We start from the raw sequence: 14075 nt of genomic DNA, 5'->3' as shown, positions 1-14075 counted from the left end.
TAAAGACAAGCATTGCAACAGTTGCAGAAGTCAGCGCCACGCCCGATGGCGACAGCCGGGCGGCGCTGACGCTGCACGAAAAGCTTCCCCAGATCGAGGAAAGCTATCTTGTCTTGGTATTCAGCTCGCGATTGGCTGCATAATCGATGGCGAACGTATCGGCGGCGAAGCTGACGCCTTCCTTGACGTTGAAGATCATCACCGTGGTGTCCTTGCCCTGCGCGTCGGTGATCGTCCACTGGCGCAGTTCGTAGGATTTCGGATCGAACATCATGGTGATCTTCGAATTGCCGAACACCGATTTGTCGGCGAGTTGGATGGTGGTGAGGTCGTCTTCCTGCTTGACGCTTTTGACACGATCGCCGGAGAGATCGATCCGGTCGTCGAGCAAAAGCTTCAGCGGCGTCTTCGACAACGGATAGAGATCGGATGTGTTGAGCCTCTTGTTGAGGATGACCACCGACTTGCCATCCGAGATCACCCGGAAATTCGACGCGCCGTCATAGTTGAAGCGGATCTTGCCCGGCCGTTCCAGGAAGAACTTGCCGCCGGTCTGCTCGCCCTTGGGGCCGAACTGCACGAATTCGCCGCTCATCGATTTGACCGAGGAAAAATGATCGGCGATCTTCTGCGCGGCCGGCGGCACGGCCGCCTGTGCCGAGGCCAGCAACTGGAATCCAGGCGCCACATTGAAAGCTGCGGCACCCATAAGCGACAGGCCGAGGCCAAGCAGCTGGCGCCGGCTGGGAGCAAAATCGCTGAGCGCGGAAAGATCATTTTTCATCTCGGTCACTCTCATCTGATTCCTGATTTGCCGCTGTCCTGAACCCCCAGTTGGGCTGAAATTTGGCGCGGCGAACATTGCGCCGCCGCTTGAACGCGCCAAAAGGTTCAAAGTTGCCGCCGCATTCTCACCATCAGAACTTGTCGTCTTCGGTCGGCACCAGGATCTCGCGCTTTCCGGCATGATTGGCCGGGCCGACGATGCCTTCCTTCTCCATCTTCTCGATGATCGAGGCGGCGCGGTTGTAGCCGATACCGAGCCGCCGCTGGATATAGCTGGTGGAAGCCTTGCCGTCGCGCAGCACCACGGCGACCGCCTGGTCGTATGGGTCGTCGGAATCTTCGAAATTGCCGCCGCCGCCGCTGCCGCCGCCCTTGCCGGCCGGTTCGTCATCGTCCTCGTCGTCATCCTCGGTGATGGCATCGAGATATTCCGGCACGCCTTGCAGCTTCAGATGTGCGACGATCTTTTCGACCTCTTCGTCGGCGACGAATGGGCCGTGCACGCGCTGGATGCGGCCGCCGCCGGCCATGTAGAGCATGTCGCCCATGCCGAGCAGCTGTTCGGCGCCCTGCTCGCCAAGGATGGTGCGGCTGTCGATCTTCGACGTCACCTGGAAGGAGATGCGCGTCGGGAAGTTGGCCTTGATCGTGCCGGTGATGACGTCGACCGAGGGCCGTTGCGTCGCCATGATGACGTGGATGCCGGCGGCGCGCGCCATCTGTGCCAGGCGTTGCACCGCGCCTTCGATGTCCTTGCCGGCGACCATCATCAGGTCGGCCATTTCGTCGATGATGACGACGATATAGGGCATCGGCTCGAGATCGAGATTCTCCGTCTCGTAGATCGCCTCGCCAGTCTGGCGATCGAAGCCGGTCTGCACGGTGCGCGAAATCTTCTCGCCCTTCTTCTCCGCCATTTGGACGCGTGCGTTGAAGCCGTCGATGTTGCGCACGCCGACCTTGGACATCTTGCGATAGCGGTCTTCCATCTCCCGCACCGTCCATTTCAGCGCCACCACCGCCTTCTTCGGATCGGTGACGACGGGGGTCAGAAGATGCGGGATGCCGTCATAGACCGAGAGTTCCAGCATCTTCGGATCGATCATGATCAGCCGGCATTCCTGCGGCGTCAGCCGGTAGAGCAGCGACAGGATCATGGTGTTGATGGCGACCGACTTGCCCGAGCCGGTGGTGCCGGCGACCAGCACGTGCGGCATCTTGGCGATATCGACGATGACCGCCTCGCCATTGATGGTCTTGCCGAGCGCCAGCGCCAACTTGGCTTTGGTGGTCTCGAAATCGCGGCTGGCCATGATCTCTCGGAGATACACCGTCTCGCGCTTGGCGTTCGGCAGTTCGATGCCGATGGCGTTGCGGCCCGGCACCACGGCGACGCGGCAGGCGATCGCGCTCATCGAGCGGGCGATGTCGTCGGAGAGGCCGATGACGCGCGACGATTTGATACCCGGCGCGGGTTCGAGTTCGTAGAGCGTGACCACCGGACCCGGCCGGACATGGATGATCTCGCCCTTGACGCCGAAATCCTCCAGCACGCCTTCGAGCAGGCGGGCGTTCTGCTCGAGCGCATCCTTGGACAGGCTGGGATCGCGCGCCACGTTCTTGGGCTCGGAGAGGAAATGCAGCGACGGCATTTCGAATGTCTCCGAACCGATCAGCGATGTCTGCGCTTCGCGCTGGACGCGGGCGCCTGGCACGGGGCGCGCCGCCGGCGCTTCGACGCGGGTGGCGGCATCGGAGCGGAACTGCTGGACCTTGGCGGTCGGAGCGGCGCGGCGCTGGACGACTGGTTCATCGTCGAAGTCGGCATCTTCCCCGTCAGTGTCGAAGCGATCGCCGAACACGTCGTCATCGGCCGGATCGACGGAAACGCTGCGGTCATTGACCATGGCGGCGAAGAATTCAGGCTCGACGCGGGCGCGGCCATCATGGCTCATCCGCTGCTCGGCGAACTCGGCCGACTCGACCCGTTCGGCGGCGCGGCGCCAGGCGCTGGCGCGCGGCTCCATCTCCGGCCCGTATTCGTCGCGCTCCTGCCTGCGGCGCACGGCGCGGCGGTGCATCCAGGCGCGCAGCGACAGCCACCAATGGGTGATTGCGCCGAGCGCCAATATGCCCTCGTTGCCTTCATCATCGTCATTGTCGAACAACAGGTCGTCCTCGCGCCGCTCGGGCACGGCCGGTTCTTCCATGACGGCGAAGCCATTCTTGCGCCCGATCAGCGCCGAACCGTAGGCAAACAGCCACAGCGCCGGCGCGGCCATCAATATGGCGAGCACGCTGGCGATCAGCCCGGTCGGATAGCCGCCGGTAAGAAGGCCCGGAATCCTGAGCACCATGTCGCCGAACACGCCGCCGAGGCCGGTGGGCAGCGGCCAGGTCTTGGGCGGCACCACGCAGCCGGCGATGGCGGCGGCCAGCAGCGCGAAGCCGAACCAGAACAGCCCGCGCTTGGGAAGCCTGTCGACGCCGCGCGCCGAAAACAGGAGGTACCCCCAGATAACAGCCGGAACCAGCGCCGCGACGGCGGCAAGACCGAAGAACTGCATGGCGAGGTCGGAGAAGACCGCGCCGGCATAACCCATGGCGTTGGTGACGATGTTGTTGGTGGCGTGCGAGAAGCTTGGATCGGCAACGTTCCACGTTGCCAGGCTGGCGACGCCAAAGGCGGTCAGAGCGAACAGCCCGGCGCCCGCGAGCCGGCCGACCTGGCGCCGCGCGAAAGCCTGGATGCCGTGCCCCGTATCGGTCAGCGCGAGCGGTGCTGAAGCCCCTGAACGCATGCATTTCCCCGTCAGTGATTGCCTGGCCCGAGCGCATGGCGCACTCCGGCAGATTCGGAGGCAAGACTAGCGGCGGGAAGGTTAAGGGCGCATTAACCATGGGCGCGGCCTCGCCCCCGCCTCCCGCGAATATTTGCCGGCCACGGCTGCCATGGATGATGTGTCGCCATCAACAACAATGGCGGGCACCTTGCCCGCCATCATTCGTTTGTGACAGGAAATCGATCAGGCTTCGGCCCGATCGCGTCCTCGGCTCAGTTGGCGCCGCCAAGCGCCTGGACGTTGGCGCAGAATTCGGCATGCGGCTTGCTCATCGCCGCGTCGTTGCATTCCTTCTTCATGGCTTCCTGCTTCTCCTTCGGCATGGCCATGAAAGCGGTCTTGAATTCCGCCATCGGCTTCATGGTCTTCATGCTGGTATCCGTGAAGAACGGCGCCATGTTGTCGGGCTCATCGAGAGCGCCGGCAAATGCCACGCCGCCGACCATGGAAAGAGCGAGTGCCCCAAGGCAGATGGTCCTGAAGTTCATGAAAACGGTTCCTTCCCTGTTGTTCGTAACGAACGCCGGAATGGCGGTCGTTGCTCACAGTTCGGAACCGATGCGGTGAATGTTTCTTCCCAAAGGCCAATCACGCGAACGTGATTGCCCGACTGCCGGCATTGCCGGAACGTTTTGCCAAAAAAGAGGCCCGGAATGATCCGGGCCTCAATGCGTGAACTCCTTTCGAGAGCATCACGACGGGATCTTTTCAAAGCGATTCCGGGAAAAGTGTGCAGCGGTTTTCCGTTCGGAACTGCGTAGAGATAGGGAGCCGGTGGGAGGAGGGTCCACCGGCCCGTAGGCAGAGCTGGCCTTACGGCACCACTTCGCCATGCTGGGAGATGTCGAGGCCTTCGACCTCTTCCTGGGTGCTCGGACGCAAACCGACCAGCGCCTTGACGATGTAGAGGATCACGAAGGTGGCGATCGCCGTCCACAGGATGGTGAAGACAATGCCGTAGATCTGCTTGCCGATGGAAGCGCCCGCCCCGAGGCTGTTGATCGCCGGGTCGGCGAGCACGCCGGTCAGCAGAGCGCCGATCACACCGCCGACGCCATGGACGCCGAACGCATCCAGCGAGTCGTCATAGCCGAACATGTGCTTGATCTTGACCGCCGAGATGTAGCAGCCGACGCCGGCGACGATGCCGACGATGAAGGCGCCGGTCGGGTTGACGAAGCCGGAAGCCGGCGTCACCGCGACGAGACCGGCAACGGCGCCCGAGATGATGCCGAGGACCGAGGGTTTCTTGGCGACGATCCATTCGGCGAACATCCAGGCCAGTGCCGCCGCGGCGGTGGCTACCTGGGTGTTGAGCATGGCGGCGCCGGCAAGACCGTCAGCCGCCAGTTCCGAACCGGCGTTGAAGCCGAACCAGCCGACCCACAGCAGCGAAGCGCCGATCACCGAATAGACCAGGTTGTGCGGCGCCATGTTGGTGGTGCCGTAGCCTTCGCGCTTGCCGAGAACCAGCGCGCAGACCAGCCCCGCGACACCGGCGTTGATGTGGACGACCGTGCCGCCGGCGAAGTCGAGCACACCGGCCGCGCCAAGGAAGCCGCCGCCCCAGACCCAATGCGCGATCGGCGCATAGACGACCAGCAGCCATAGCGCCATGAAGATCAGCAGCGCCGAGAACTTCATGCGCTCGGCGAAGGCGCCGGCGATGAGGGCAGGCGTGATGATGGCGAAGGTCATCTGGAACATCGAGAAGACGAATTCAGGAATGTTCGCCACGCCTGGCGCCCACAGCGTCGAGGTGGTGATGCCCTGATGGAAGAATTTCGAGAAACCGCCGAGATAGGCGTTCATGCCGCCGCCGTCGGAGAAGGCCAGCGAATAGCCGAACATGAACCACAGCACCGTCACCAGGCAGGTGATGGCAAAGCTCTGCATGACGGTGGCGAGCACGTTCTTGTTGCGCACCATGCCGCCGTAGAACAGCGCCAGGCCCGGGATGGTCATCATCAGCACCAACGCCGTCGAGGTCAGCATCCAGGCGGTGTTGCCGGTGTCGAGCACCGGAGTGGGGGCCGGAGCGGCCGCGGCCGGCGCCGCTTCCTGCGCGAAGGCGGCGACCGTGCCCAACGCTGCGAGAGCGAGCGAGCCCAAAAGGGCGGCGCGTCCCGTCGTCTTCAAGGTGGAAGGAATATTCATTGAACTCTCCATTGGAATACGTGTTCGCCGCTCAAAGCGCGTCGGTGTCTGTTTCGCCGGTGCGGATGCGCACCGCCTGGTCGATGCCGAAGACGAAGATCTTGCCGTCGCCGATCTGGCCGGTCTTGGCGGCAGCGGTGATGGCTTCCACGGCCTTGTCGACCATGTCCGCGCTGACCGCGACCTCGATCTTGATCTTTGGCAGGAAACTGACCGCGTATTCCGCCCCGCGATAGATTTCCGTATGCCCTTTCTGACGCCCGTAGCCTTTGACTTCGGTGACGGTCAGGCCCTGGATGCCGACTGCGGTAAGCGCCTCGCGTACCTCGTCGAGCTTGAACGGCTTGATGATTGCCATCACGATTTTCATAAGGTTTCACCCTTTTGCTGTTGCGGTCCCCCGCGTTTGCACGACTTCACCGATCCCAAGGAGAGCCGGAGAGTGCCCGGCACAATTCAAGCTCCGTGCCAATTGCCGAGGCAGGGTGTTAACTGATTGTAAACAATGGATTTGATGCCGCTGCAGCCATCAGATGTCTGGATCAGCGGCCAGGCAGTTGCCTAAAAAAGATGCAATTTTTAAAAAACGCCCATTTTACGGGCGTCCGGGCTGGGATCTCAAAACGCTCGTGCTCAAACAAGGAGCTGCGGCGAACAATCTCCATCCTGGGCCGCCTCAGCGCCGGAGCCGGATCAGCCCTTCCTGCGCCATCGAGGCGATCAGCGTGCCGTCGCGCGCATAGAGAGTGCCGCGGCTGAAACCACGCGATCCCGAGCTCGACGGGCTGTCCTGCGCATAGAGCAGCCAGCCGTCGAGCGCATGCGGCCGATGGAACCACATGGAGTGGTCGAGGCTGGCCGCCTGGATATCGGGGTCGAACAGCCCGCGCCCATGCGCGAAGGTCGACGTGTCGAGCAGCGTCATGTCCGAGAGATAGGCGAGCAGCGCCGATTGCAGCGCGCGGTCGTCCGGAACCGGTCCGGCAAGGCGGATCCAGACATTCTGCCGGGGCGGCAGCTTATCACGGCTTTCATAGTGCTGGAGATTGACCGGCCTGAGCTCCAGTGGCCGCTCCCGCGCCCAGAAGCGGCGCACCGCCTCCGGTACCCGCTCGGCCTTCTCGAGCAGCTGCCGCTGCGTCTGCAAGCCTTCCGGCGGTGGCACGTCGTCGGGCAGGGCGAACTGATGTTCGAGCCCCTTTTCGTCGACCTGGAACGAGGCTTCCAGCGAAAAGATCGCCTGCCCGTGCTGGATCGCCAGCACGCGGCGGGTGGTGAAGGAGCCACCATCGCGGATGCGGTCGACCTCATAGACGATCGGCACCTTGATGTCGCCGGGCCGCATGAAATAGCCGTGCAGCGAATGCACGAACCGGTCGGGCTGTACGGTGCGTTGCGCCGCAACCAGGGCCTGGGCGATGGTCTGGCCGCCGAAAACGCGCTGCCATTCCACCTGGGGGCTGCGACCACGATACAGATTGTGCTCCAGCCTCTCGAGGTCGAGAATGCCGAGAAGCTCGTCCATGGCCGCCGTCATGTTTTGTGACCTCGCCTCAAAATTGCTATGGCGGTTTCCGACAGGAACAACGAGCCGTCAAGGGCGCAGGCCCAGGCTGGCGCGCAAGGAGCAACGACAATGGAACGCAAGACGGACGCCAAGACCAGATCCGGGCTCGATGTTCTCGTCGCTGGCGCAGGCTATGTCGGCCTCGCCGCCGCCGTCTCGCTGAAGCAGGCCCGGCCGGGCCTTGCCGTCGCCCTTGTCGATGCCGCGCCCGCTGGCGCCTGGCAAAGGGATGGCCGCGCTTCCGCCATTGCCGCGGCCGCCTGCCGCATGCTCGACCAACTCGGCGTGTGGGCCGAGATGGCGCCGCAGGCACAGGCGATCACCGAGATGATCATCACCGATTCGCGCAGCGCCGATCCGGTCCGTCCGGTCTTCCTGACGTTCGACGGCGAGGTGGCGCCGGGCGAACCTTTCGCGCATATGGTCGCCAACAAGGTCTTGAACGGCGCCTTGCGGGCCAGCGCCGAAAAACTCGGCATCGACATCATCGAAGGCGTCGCGGTGCAAAGCTTCGAGACCAACGGCACCGGCATCACAATGCATCTTGCCGACGGTGCGACGCTGAAGGCAAGGCTGCTGGTCGCCGCCGACGGCGTCAACTCGAAGCTGCGCGACATGGCCGGCATCAAGACCGTGAAGTGGGAATATGGGCAGTCCGGCATCGTCTGCACCGTGGCGCATGAACGTCCGCACAATGGCCGCGCCGAGGAGCATTTCCTCCCCGCCGGCCCCTTTGCCACGCTGCCGCTCAAACCGGACGATGACGGCACCAACCGCTCGTCGATCGTCTGGGTCGAACGCGCGGAAGATGCGAAAACGCTCGTGGAAGGCGACGATCTCGTCTTCGAGCACGAACTTGAACAGCGCTTCGGCCTGAAGCTCGGCGAGATACGGGTCGCCGACAAACCGCGCGCCTGGCCGCTCGGCCTGACCCTTGCCCGCGCCTTCGTCGCGCCGCGCATCGCGCTTGCCGGCGACGCCGCCCACGGCATCCACCCGATCGCCGGCCAGGGCCTTAACCTCGGCTTCAAGGATGTCGCCGCTTTGGCTGAAGTGATCGTCGAGGCCGACCGGCTCGGCCAGGACATCGGCGCGCTCGACGTGCTCGAACGCTACCAGCAGTGGCGCCGTTTCGACACGGTACAGATGGGCATCACCACCGATGTGCTGAACCGTTTGTTTTCCAACGACATCGGTCCGCTGCGGGCCGCACGCGACATCGGCCTTGGCCTCGTCGAACGGATGCCGAGGCTGAAGGATTTTTTCATCCGGCAGGCGTCTGGACTTTCCGCCGGGACGCCCAGGCTGCTGAAAGGCGAGGCGATCTAAGGCAATCCCGGCCGGGAAGAGCGTGAACGGTTCTCCGTCTAGAGTTACCTAAAAGAACGAGATAACGCGGTTCGGCGTTTGAACGCCCCGAGTGTTGTCGCTCAATTCACTTCGAAGCCGAGCTTCTGCCGCAGCCGCAATATTCTCTGATCGGATATAACAAGGCGTTTCTCTCCGCCCTGGGCCGCGCGATTGACCATCCGCAGGAGATCGTTCCGCTCCGCCACGTCGAGACGCTCGCGCAGGAACGGCGCCAGCTTGTCGATGACGACAGTCGTGTCATCGATCTGTGAGGCCGCCCATTTGGCGTAGACCACCGCTTCGTCGGTCTTCTTCTTGTCGGCGATCTCGGAGATCACAGCGCGGATGACGGCTTCGCGCTGTGGCAGGATCGGCCCATCTTCGGAGACGATGGATGCAATCAGCGTCGCAGCGGCCACCACCGGATCGTCGATCGCCGTCAGCGGCGACAGGGCCGCCTGCCTGCGCAATTTCTTGCGGCGCACGGAGCCCTGGACCCGGCCGATGACGTCGGCGACGTCACGCGCGGCCTCGTTCATGGCCTTCATCCGATACCACCACAACGCCGCCGCCCCCACGATTCCAAGGGCAGCAATCAGGAAAGGCATGTCGAAATCCCCCAAAGCCCCGGCGACGATAGGAGAACTCTTGCCTTGCTTCAACACGCAAGAGTTCTCCCGGCGAAGAAACCTCGCCTCGCTCCGTCAGCGCTCCGACGGGCGGCGCCGTCGCAAACGGCGAGGGCGAACGCGTCTATGATCCCGGCACGTTGTAGACCGCCCGCACTTCGATGGTGCCGATTTCAGCCAGCGGAATCTCGTCGGCGATCTCCAGCGCCTTGTCGAGATCCTCCGCCTCGATCATGACGAAACCGAGCAACTGCTCCTTGGTCTCGGCGAACGGGCCGTCGGTAACCAGCCTCTTGCCCTTGCGTCTGCGAACGGTTTTCGACGTTTTCACCGATTGCAGCGCCTGCGCGATGATCAGTATCCCGCGTTGGTCCAGTGACCGGTCATGAGCCATCGAATCGGCGTCGAGCTTGGCCAATCGCTCCGGTGTCATTGCATGGAGGTCTTTTTCCTCGCCGTAGACCAGGCAAACATATTTCATGTCTATATCCCTTGTGATGACGAAACATAGGATGAGGCGATCAAGCTGTCAGCCGGGCCTTTGCCCGCCGCATGATCGAGAAGGCATACCGCAATCCCGATGACGACGATCGCCACCAGCAGCCGGCCGAAGCCGGAGGGCGGCAGGTGCGACCAGTCGATTTCGCGTTCACCGGCCTTTCGGCCGGTGCTTGTCCAATGGGCAGAAAACAGGTTGTTCATACGAGCCTCCATCCGGCCATCACTAGCGTGGCCGCCCGCAGGACGGCCGGGGCGGATCGAAGTCGACATTTTTGCACCCGCATTTTTTTAAAGAAATTAGGGCCACCGCCGCGCCACCATGCAGTTGCCCAAAGAGCGCGGTGGCCTTCGTGTCCGCGCGCGCTATAGTTGACCGGACGCCGGGCTCACCCAGGACAAAGTCACGACAACCAAGGAGGACTTCATGGACCGCACCGCAAATGCCGTCTGGAAAGGCAATTTGAAAGAGGGCAACGGCACGATCGACAGCCAGAGCGGGACGCTGAAGGGCACGCCCTATTCGTTCAAGGCGCGCTTCGAGGACGAGAGCGGCAAATCCGGCACCAATCCGGAAGAGCTGATCGCCGCTGCGCATGCCGGCTGCTACGCCATGCAGCTTTCGCACTTCCTGGCCGAGAACGGCACGCCCGCGACCGAACTCGACGCCAAGGCCGTGGTGACACTGGTTCCCGGCACCGGCATCACCGGCAGCGCCATTACGCTGGTCGGCAAGGTGCCCGGCATCGATGCGGCCAAGTTCAAGGAATTGGCCGAGAAGGCCAAGGCCGAGTGCCCGGTCTCAAAGGCGCTCGGCGCCATCAAGGTGTCGCTCGACGCCAAGCTGGGCTGAAGAGGCCTCTTCAAACGAAAGATTAGGTGCGCGCTTCGCCGGTGAGCGCCTCGATGCGCTCGCGCAGCCAGGCGACCTCCTCTTCAAGAGCGCTGATGCGCTCTTCGAGACCGGAGGTCGATGAGGCGGCCGACGGGATATGGTGCATGGCGCTGGCCGCGATCTGTGGTGTCCCGCTCAGCAGGTGCATGAAGCGCTCCTCGCGCTGGCCAGGTCCGCGCTCGATCAGCATGACCAGCGGCGGTTTGCGGCCGATCAGCAGGTCGAGATCGGTGCGCAGCGCGTCGATCGACGAAAACCGTGCCATGCGCTCGGCCCGCGCCAGCAGTTCATGCGCCGTCTGCGGTCCACGCAACAGCATCAGGCCGATCAGCGCGATCTGCGCCGAAGTCAGTGAGAAACGCTGTGCCACCAGATGCTCGTAGCGCTCGACGCGCGAAGCGAAGGCCTGCCGGACCAGACCCTTCTGCTCGAGTTGGCTCAGCGCCCGCCTGACCTCGACAAGCTCGACCGACATCACCGGCTCTCGCGCCGTCTTCTGGTTGGCCGCGGCATGCGCGCCGTTGAGCGTCATCGGGTAGACGTCCGGCGTCAGCTCCTTCTTCTCGATCAGGCAGCCGAGCACGCGGGCTTCGATGGGGGAAAGGATGGGAAGGTCATCACTCATTGGATCGGCTACTCAACTCCAGGAAATCGGTTTTCTGCGTACACTGCCGCAATGTCTCACGGTTACCGAAGCCTTCCGCCCATCGTCAGTTGCCTGTCGCTAAACCCTTCTCTCCACCATCATCTTCTTGATCTCCGCGATCGCCTTTGCCGGATTCAGCCCCTTGGGGCAGGTTTGCGCACAGTTCATGATGGTGTGGCAGCGATAGAGCCGGAACGGGTCTTCGAGATTGTCGAGCCGCTCGCCCTTGGCCTCGTCGCGGGAATCGATCAGCCAGCGATAGGCCTGCAACAGCGTTGCCGGGCCCAGATAACGGTCGCCGTTCCACCAGTAGCTCGGGCACGAGGTCGAGCAGCAGGCGCACAATATGCACTCGTAGAGCCCGTCGAGCTTCTCGCGGTCCTCATGGCTCTGCAGCCACTCCTTGGCGGGCTCCGGCGACACCGTCTTCAGCCACGGCTCGATCGAGGCGTGCTGGGCGTAGAAATTGGTGAGGTCGGGCACCAGGTCCTTGACCACTTGCATATGTGGCAGCGGGTAGACCTTGACGGCGCCGGAAATGTCGTCGCAGCCCTTGGTGCAGGCGAGCGTGTTGGAGCCATCGATGTTCATGGCGCAGGAACCGCAAATGCCTTCGCGGCAGGAGCGGCGCAAGGTCAGCGTCGGGTCGATCTTGTTCTTGATCCACAGCAGCGCGTCGAGCACCATCGGCCCGCAATCGTCCATGTCGACGAAATAGGTGTCCATGCGCGGGTTCTCGTCATCGTCCGGCGACCAGCGGTAGATGCGGTATTCGCGCAGGTTGGTGGCGCCGTCCGGCTTCGGCCAGGACTTGCCTTGCTGGATTTTCGAGTTCTTGGGGAGCGTCAGTTCGACCATGTTCGATCCTCAATACACCCGGGCCTTGGGCGCGATCTTGGCGAGGCTGATGCCGCCGTCCTTTTCCGCCAGCTGCGGCTCGGTGTGCACCGGGCGATAGGAGAGCGTCACCTTGCCGTCTTCGCTCACCCTGGCCAGCGTGTGCTTGCGCCAGCCGGCGTCGTCGCGGGCGGAGAAATCTTCGCGCGCATGCGCGCCACGGCTCTCCTTGCGAGCCTCGGCGCTGTAGACCGTGGTGATGGCGTTGGCCATCAGGTTTTCCAGTTCCAGCGTCTCCACCAGGTCGGAGTTCCAGATCATCGAGCGGTCGAAGACTTTTACGTCCTTCAGTTCGGTCCAGATTTCCGAAACGCGCTTGCAGCCGTTTTCCAGCGATTCCTGCGTGCGGAACACCGCCGCGTCTTCCTGCATCGCCTTCTGCATCTTCTCGCGCAGGCTTGCCGTCGGCGTCGAGCCATTGGCGTGGCGCAGCCGGTCGAAGCGATCCATGATCTTTTCGACCGAGGCTTCGTTGGGTGACGGGATTTGCGACTTGCGGTCGATGACCTGGCCGGCGCGGATCGCCGCCGCGCGGCCGAACACGACGAGATCGATCAGCGAGTTGGAGCCCAGCCGGTTGGCGCCATGCACGGAGGCGCAGCTCGCCTCGCCCACCACCATCAGCCCAGGCGATATCCGGTCGGGGGCTTCCGGCGTCGGACTGAGCGCCTCGCCCCAATAATTGGTCGGCACACCGCCCATGTTGTAGTGCACCGTCGGCAGCACCGGGATCGGCTCCTTGGTCAGGTCGACGCCGGCGAAGATCTTGGCCGATTCCGAAATGCCGGGCAGCCGCTCGTGCAGCACGGCCGGGTCGAGATGGTCGAGATGCAGGAAGATATGGTCCTTCTTCGGGCCGACGCCGCGGCCTTCGCGTATTTCCAGCGTCATGCAGCGCGACACCACATCGCGTGAAGCAAGGTCCTTGGCCGACGGCGCATAGCGCTCCATGAAGCGCTCACCCTCGGAATTGACGAGATAGCCGCCCTCGCCGCGCGCGCCTTCGGTAATCAGGCAGCCGGCACCGTAGATGCCGGTCGGGTGGAACTGCACGAACTCCATGTCTTGCAGCGGAAAACCGGCGCGAGCGGCCATCCCGCCGCCGTCGCCGGTGCAGGTATGCGCCGAGGTGGCCGAGAAATAGGCGCGGCCGTAGCCGCCTGTCGCCAGCACCACCATTTTTGCCGAGAAGCGGTGGATGGTGCCGTCATCCAGATTCCAGGCAACGACGCCCGTGCAGGTGCCGTCCGGCTCCATGATCAGGTCGAGCGCGAAATACTCGATGAAGAACTGCGCGTTGTTCTTCAGCGACTGGCCGTAGAGCGTGTGCAGCATGGCGTGGCCGGTCCGGTCGGCGGCGGCGCATGTGCGTTGCACAGGCGGACCCTCGCCGAAATTCATCATCATGCCGCCGAACGGCCGCTGGTAGATCTTGCCCTCTTCGGTGCGCGAGAATGGCACGCCGTAATGTTCGAGTTCGTAGACGGCGGCGGGCGCCTGCTGGACCATGTATTCCTGCGCGTCGATATCGCCCAGCCAGTCCGAACCCTTGACCGTATCGAAGAGATGCCATTGCCAATTATCGGGCCCCATATTCGCAAGCGAAGCGGCGATGCCGCCTTGCGCGGCCACCGTGTGCGAGCGCGTCGGGAACACCTTGGTGATGCAGGCGGTGCGCAGGCCCTGTTCGGCCATGCCAAGCGTGGCACGCAGGCCCGCACCGCCGGCGCCGACGACCACCACGTCGAACTTGTGGTCGACAAAGGTATAGCCCGCCGTGTTGGCTGATTTCGCGTCCTTGGCCAAC

General features: G+C 63.4%; 14 protein-coding genes. 2 read left to right on the top strand and 12 right to left on the bottom strand.

Features of this window, described 5'->3' with window-relative positions; genetic code table 11:
• Nucleotides 1-103: 103 nt before the first annotated feature.
• From NKJ26_RS13335 to tesB, 6 genes are all read right to left on the bottom strand, one after another.
• Complete coding sequence (locus NKJ26_RS13335; protein WP_352603064.1) at nucleotides 104-784, bottom strand: outer membrane lipoprotein carrier protein LolA; 681 nt, start codon at nucleotides 782-784, stop codon at nucleotides 104-106.
• Between the two features lie 133 nt (nucleotides 785-917).
• Nucleotides 918-3587 (bottom strand): DNA translocase FtsK, encoded by a 2670-nt coding sequence (locus NKJ26_RS13330; RefSeq protein ID WP_352695647.1) that lies wholly within the window; start codon nucleotides 3585-3587, stop codon nucleotides 918-920.
• Between the two features lie 254 nt (nucleotides 3588-3841).
• Nucleotides 3842-4117 (bottom strand): hypothetical protein, encoded by a 276-nt coding sequence (locus tag NKJ26_RS13325; RefSeq protein WP_352695646.1) that lies wholly within the window; start codon nucleotides 4115-4117, stop codon nucleotides 3842-3844.
• A 325-nt stretch (nucleotides 4118-4442) separates the two neighbouring features.
• A complete protein-coding gene (locus NKJ26_RS13320; RefSeq protein ID WP_502903107.1) occupies nucleotides 4443-5768 on the bottom strand; it encodes an ammonium transporter in 1326 nt (441 codons plus the stop codon).
• Between the two features lie 49 nt (nucleotides 5769-5817).
• Nucleotides 5818-6156: a P-II family nitrogen regulator gene (locus tag NKJ26_RS13315; protein WP_013528889.1), complete on the bottom strand. Its 339-nt coding sequence runs from the start codon at nucleotides 6154-6156 to the stop codon at nucleotides 5818-5820.
• A gap of 306 nt (nucleotides 6157-6462) precedes the next feature.
• Complete coding sequence (tesB, locus tag NKJ26_RS13310; RefSeq protein WP_352602919.1) at nucleotides 6463-7323, bottom strand: acyl-CoA thioesterase II; 861 nt, start codon at nucleotides 7321-7323, stop codon at nucleotides 6463-6465.
• A gap of 99 nt (nucleotides 7324-7422) precedes the next feature.
• Between tesB and NKJ26_RS13305 the strand changes: the two genes are divergently transcribed.
• On the top strand, nucleotides 7423-8682 hold the full coding sequence (locus NKJ26_RS13305) for a ubiquinone biosynthesis hydroxylase (RefSeq protein ID WP_352602921.1): 1260 nt from the start codon (nucleotides 7423-7425) through the stop codon (nucleotides 8680-8682).
• Nucleotides 8683-8783: 101 nt separating this feature from the next.
• Here NKJ26_RS13305 and NKJ26_RS13300 read toward each other — a convergent pair whose 3' ends face one another.
• The 3 genes from NKJ26_RS13300 to NKJ26_RS13290 all read right to left on the bottom strand — a co-directional run bounded on the left by NKJ26_RS13300 (nucleotide 8784) and on the right by NKJ26_RS13290 (nucleotide 10034).
• Entirely contained in the window at nucleotides 8784-9311 is a 528-nt protein-coding gene (locus NKJ26_RS13300) for a hypothetical protein (RefSeq protein WP_352695727.1), read from the bottom strand.
• Nucleotides 9312-9456: 145 nt separating this feature from the next.
• The gene (locus tag NKJ26_RS13295; protein ID WP_352695644.1) at nucleotides 9457-9813 is read right to left on the bottom strand and encodes a YciI family protein; all 357 of its coding nucleotides are present in this window, start codon (nucleotides 9811-9813) and stop codon (nucleotides 9457-9459) included.
• A gap of 2 nt (nucleotides 9814-9815) precedes the next feature.
• The gene (locus tag NKJ26_RS13290) at nucleotides 9816-10034 is read right to left on the bottom strand and encodes a hypothetical protein (RefSeq protein WP_352695643.1); all 219 of its coding nucleotides are present in this window, start codon (nucleotides 10032-10034) and stop codon (nucleotides 9816-9818) included.
• A gap of 223 nt (nucleotides 10035-10257) precedes the next feature.
• Here NKJ26_RS13290 and NKJ26_RS13285 point away from each other — a divergent pair, with 223 nt between their 5' ends.
• The gene (locus NKJ26_RS13285) at nucleotides 10258-10683 is read left to right on the top strand and encodes an OsmC family protein (protein WP_352602927.1); all 426 of its coding nucleotides are present in this window, start codon (nucleotides 10258-10260) and stop codon (nucleotides 10681-10683) included.
• Between the two features lie 22 nt (nucleotides 10684-10705).
• Here the strand turns inward: NKJ26_RS13285 and NKJ26_RS13280 are convergent, their stop codons facing one another.
• The 3 genes from NKJ26_RS13280 to sdhA all read right to left on the bottom strand — a co-directional run bounded on the left by NKJ26_RS13280 (nucleotide 10706) and on the right by sdhA (nucleotide 14074).
• The gene (locus NKJ26_RS13280) at nucleotides 10706-11350 is read right to left on the bottom strand and encodes a YceH family protein (RefSeq protein ID WP_352695641.1); all 645 of its coding nucleotides are present in this window, start codon (nucleotides 11348-11350) and stop codon (nucleotides 10706-10708) included.
• A gap of 99 nt (nucleotides 11351-11449) precedes the next feature.
• On the bottom strand, nucleotides 11450-12229 hold the full coding sequence (locus NKJ26_RS13275; RefSeq protein WP_352602931.1) for a succinate dehydrogenase iron-sulfur subunit: 780 nt from the start codon (nucleotides 12227-12229) through the stop codon (nucleotides 11450-11452).
• A gap of 9 nt (nucleotides 12230-12238) precedes the next feature.
• On the bottom strand, nucleotides 12239-14074 hold the full coding sequence (gene sdhA / locus NKJ26_RS13270) for a succinate dehydrogenase flavoprotein subunit (protein ID WP_352695640.1): 1836 nt from the start codon (nucleotides 14072-14074) through the stop codon (nucleotides 12239-12241).
• Between the last annotated feature and the right edge of the window lies 1 nt (nucleotide 14075).

This window comes from Mesorhizobium sp. M0152 (assembly GCF_040322415.1).
GTDB lineage: Bacteria > Pseudomonadota > Alphaproteobacteria > Rhizobiales > Rhizobiaceae > Mesorhizobium.
Note: the sequence above shows the minus strand (reverse complement) of the source record. Positions and strands in the feature narration are given on the sequence as shown.

Bases quoted from the DNA above. Each gene is read 5' to 3' on its own strand.
- NKJ26_RS13335 (WP_352603064.1), bottom strand. From the start codon at position 784: ATGAAAAATGATCTTTCCGCGCTCAGCGATTTTGCTCCCAGCCGGCGC.
- NKJ26_RS13330 (WP_352695647.1), bottom strand. From the start codon at position 3,587: ATGCGTTCAGGGGCTTCAGCACCGCTCGCGCTGACCGATACGGGGCAC.
- NKJ26_RS13325 (WP_352695646.1), bottom strand. From the start codon at position 4,117: ATGAACTTCAGGACCATCTGCCTTGGGGCACTCGCTCTTTCCATGGTC.
- NKJ26_RS13315 (WP_013528889.1), bottom strand. From the start codon at position 6,156: ATGAAAATCGTGATGGCAATCATCAAGCCGTTCAAGCTCGACGAGGTA.
- tesB (WP_352602919.1), bottom strand. From the start codon at position 7,323: ATGACGGCGGCCATGGACGAGCTTCTCGGCATTCTCGACCTCGAGAGG.
- NKJ26_RS13305 (WP_352602921.1), top strand. From the start codon at position 7,423: ATGGAACGCAAGACGGACGCCAAGACCAGATCCGGGCTCGATGTTCTC.
- NKJ26_RS13300 (WP_352695727.1), bottom strand. From the start codon at position 9,311: ATGCCTTTCCTGATTGCTGCCCTTGGAATCGTGGGGGCGGCGGCGTTG.
- NKJ26_RS13295 (WP_352695644.1), bottom strand. From the start codon at position 9,813: ATGAAATATGTTTGCCTGGTCTACGGCGAGGAAAAAGACCTCCATGCA.
- NKJ26_RS13290 (WP_352695643.1), bottom strand. From the start codon at position 10,034: ATGAACAACCTGTTTTCTGCCCATTGGACAAGCACCGGCCGAAAGGCC.
- NKJ26_RS13285 (WP_352602927.1), top strand. From the start codon at position 10,258: ATGGACCGCACCGCAAATGCCGTCTGGAAAGGCAATTTGAAAGAGGGC.
- NKJ26_RS13280 (WP_352695641.1), bottom strand. From the start codon at position 11,350: ATGAGTGATGACCTTCCCATCCTTTCCCCCATCGAAGCCCGCGTGCTC.
- NKJ26_RS13275 (WP_352602931.1), bottom strand. From the start codon at position 12,229: ATGGTCGAACTGACGCTCCCCAAGAACTCGAAAATCCAGCAAGGCAAG.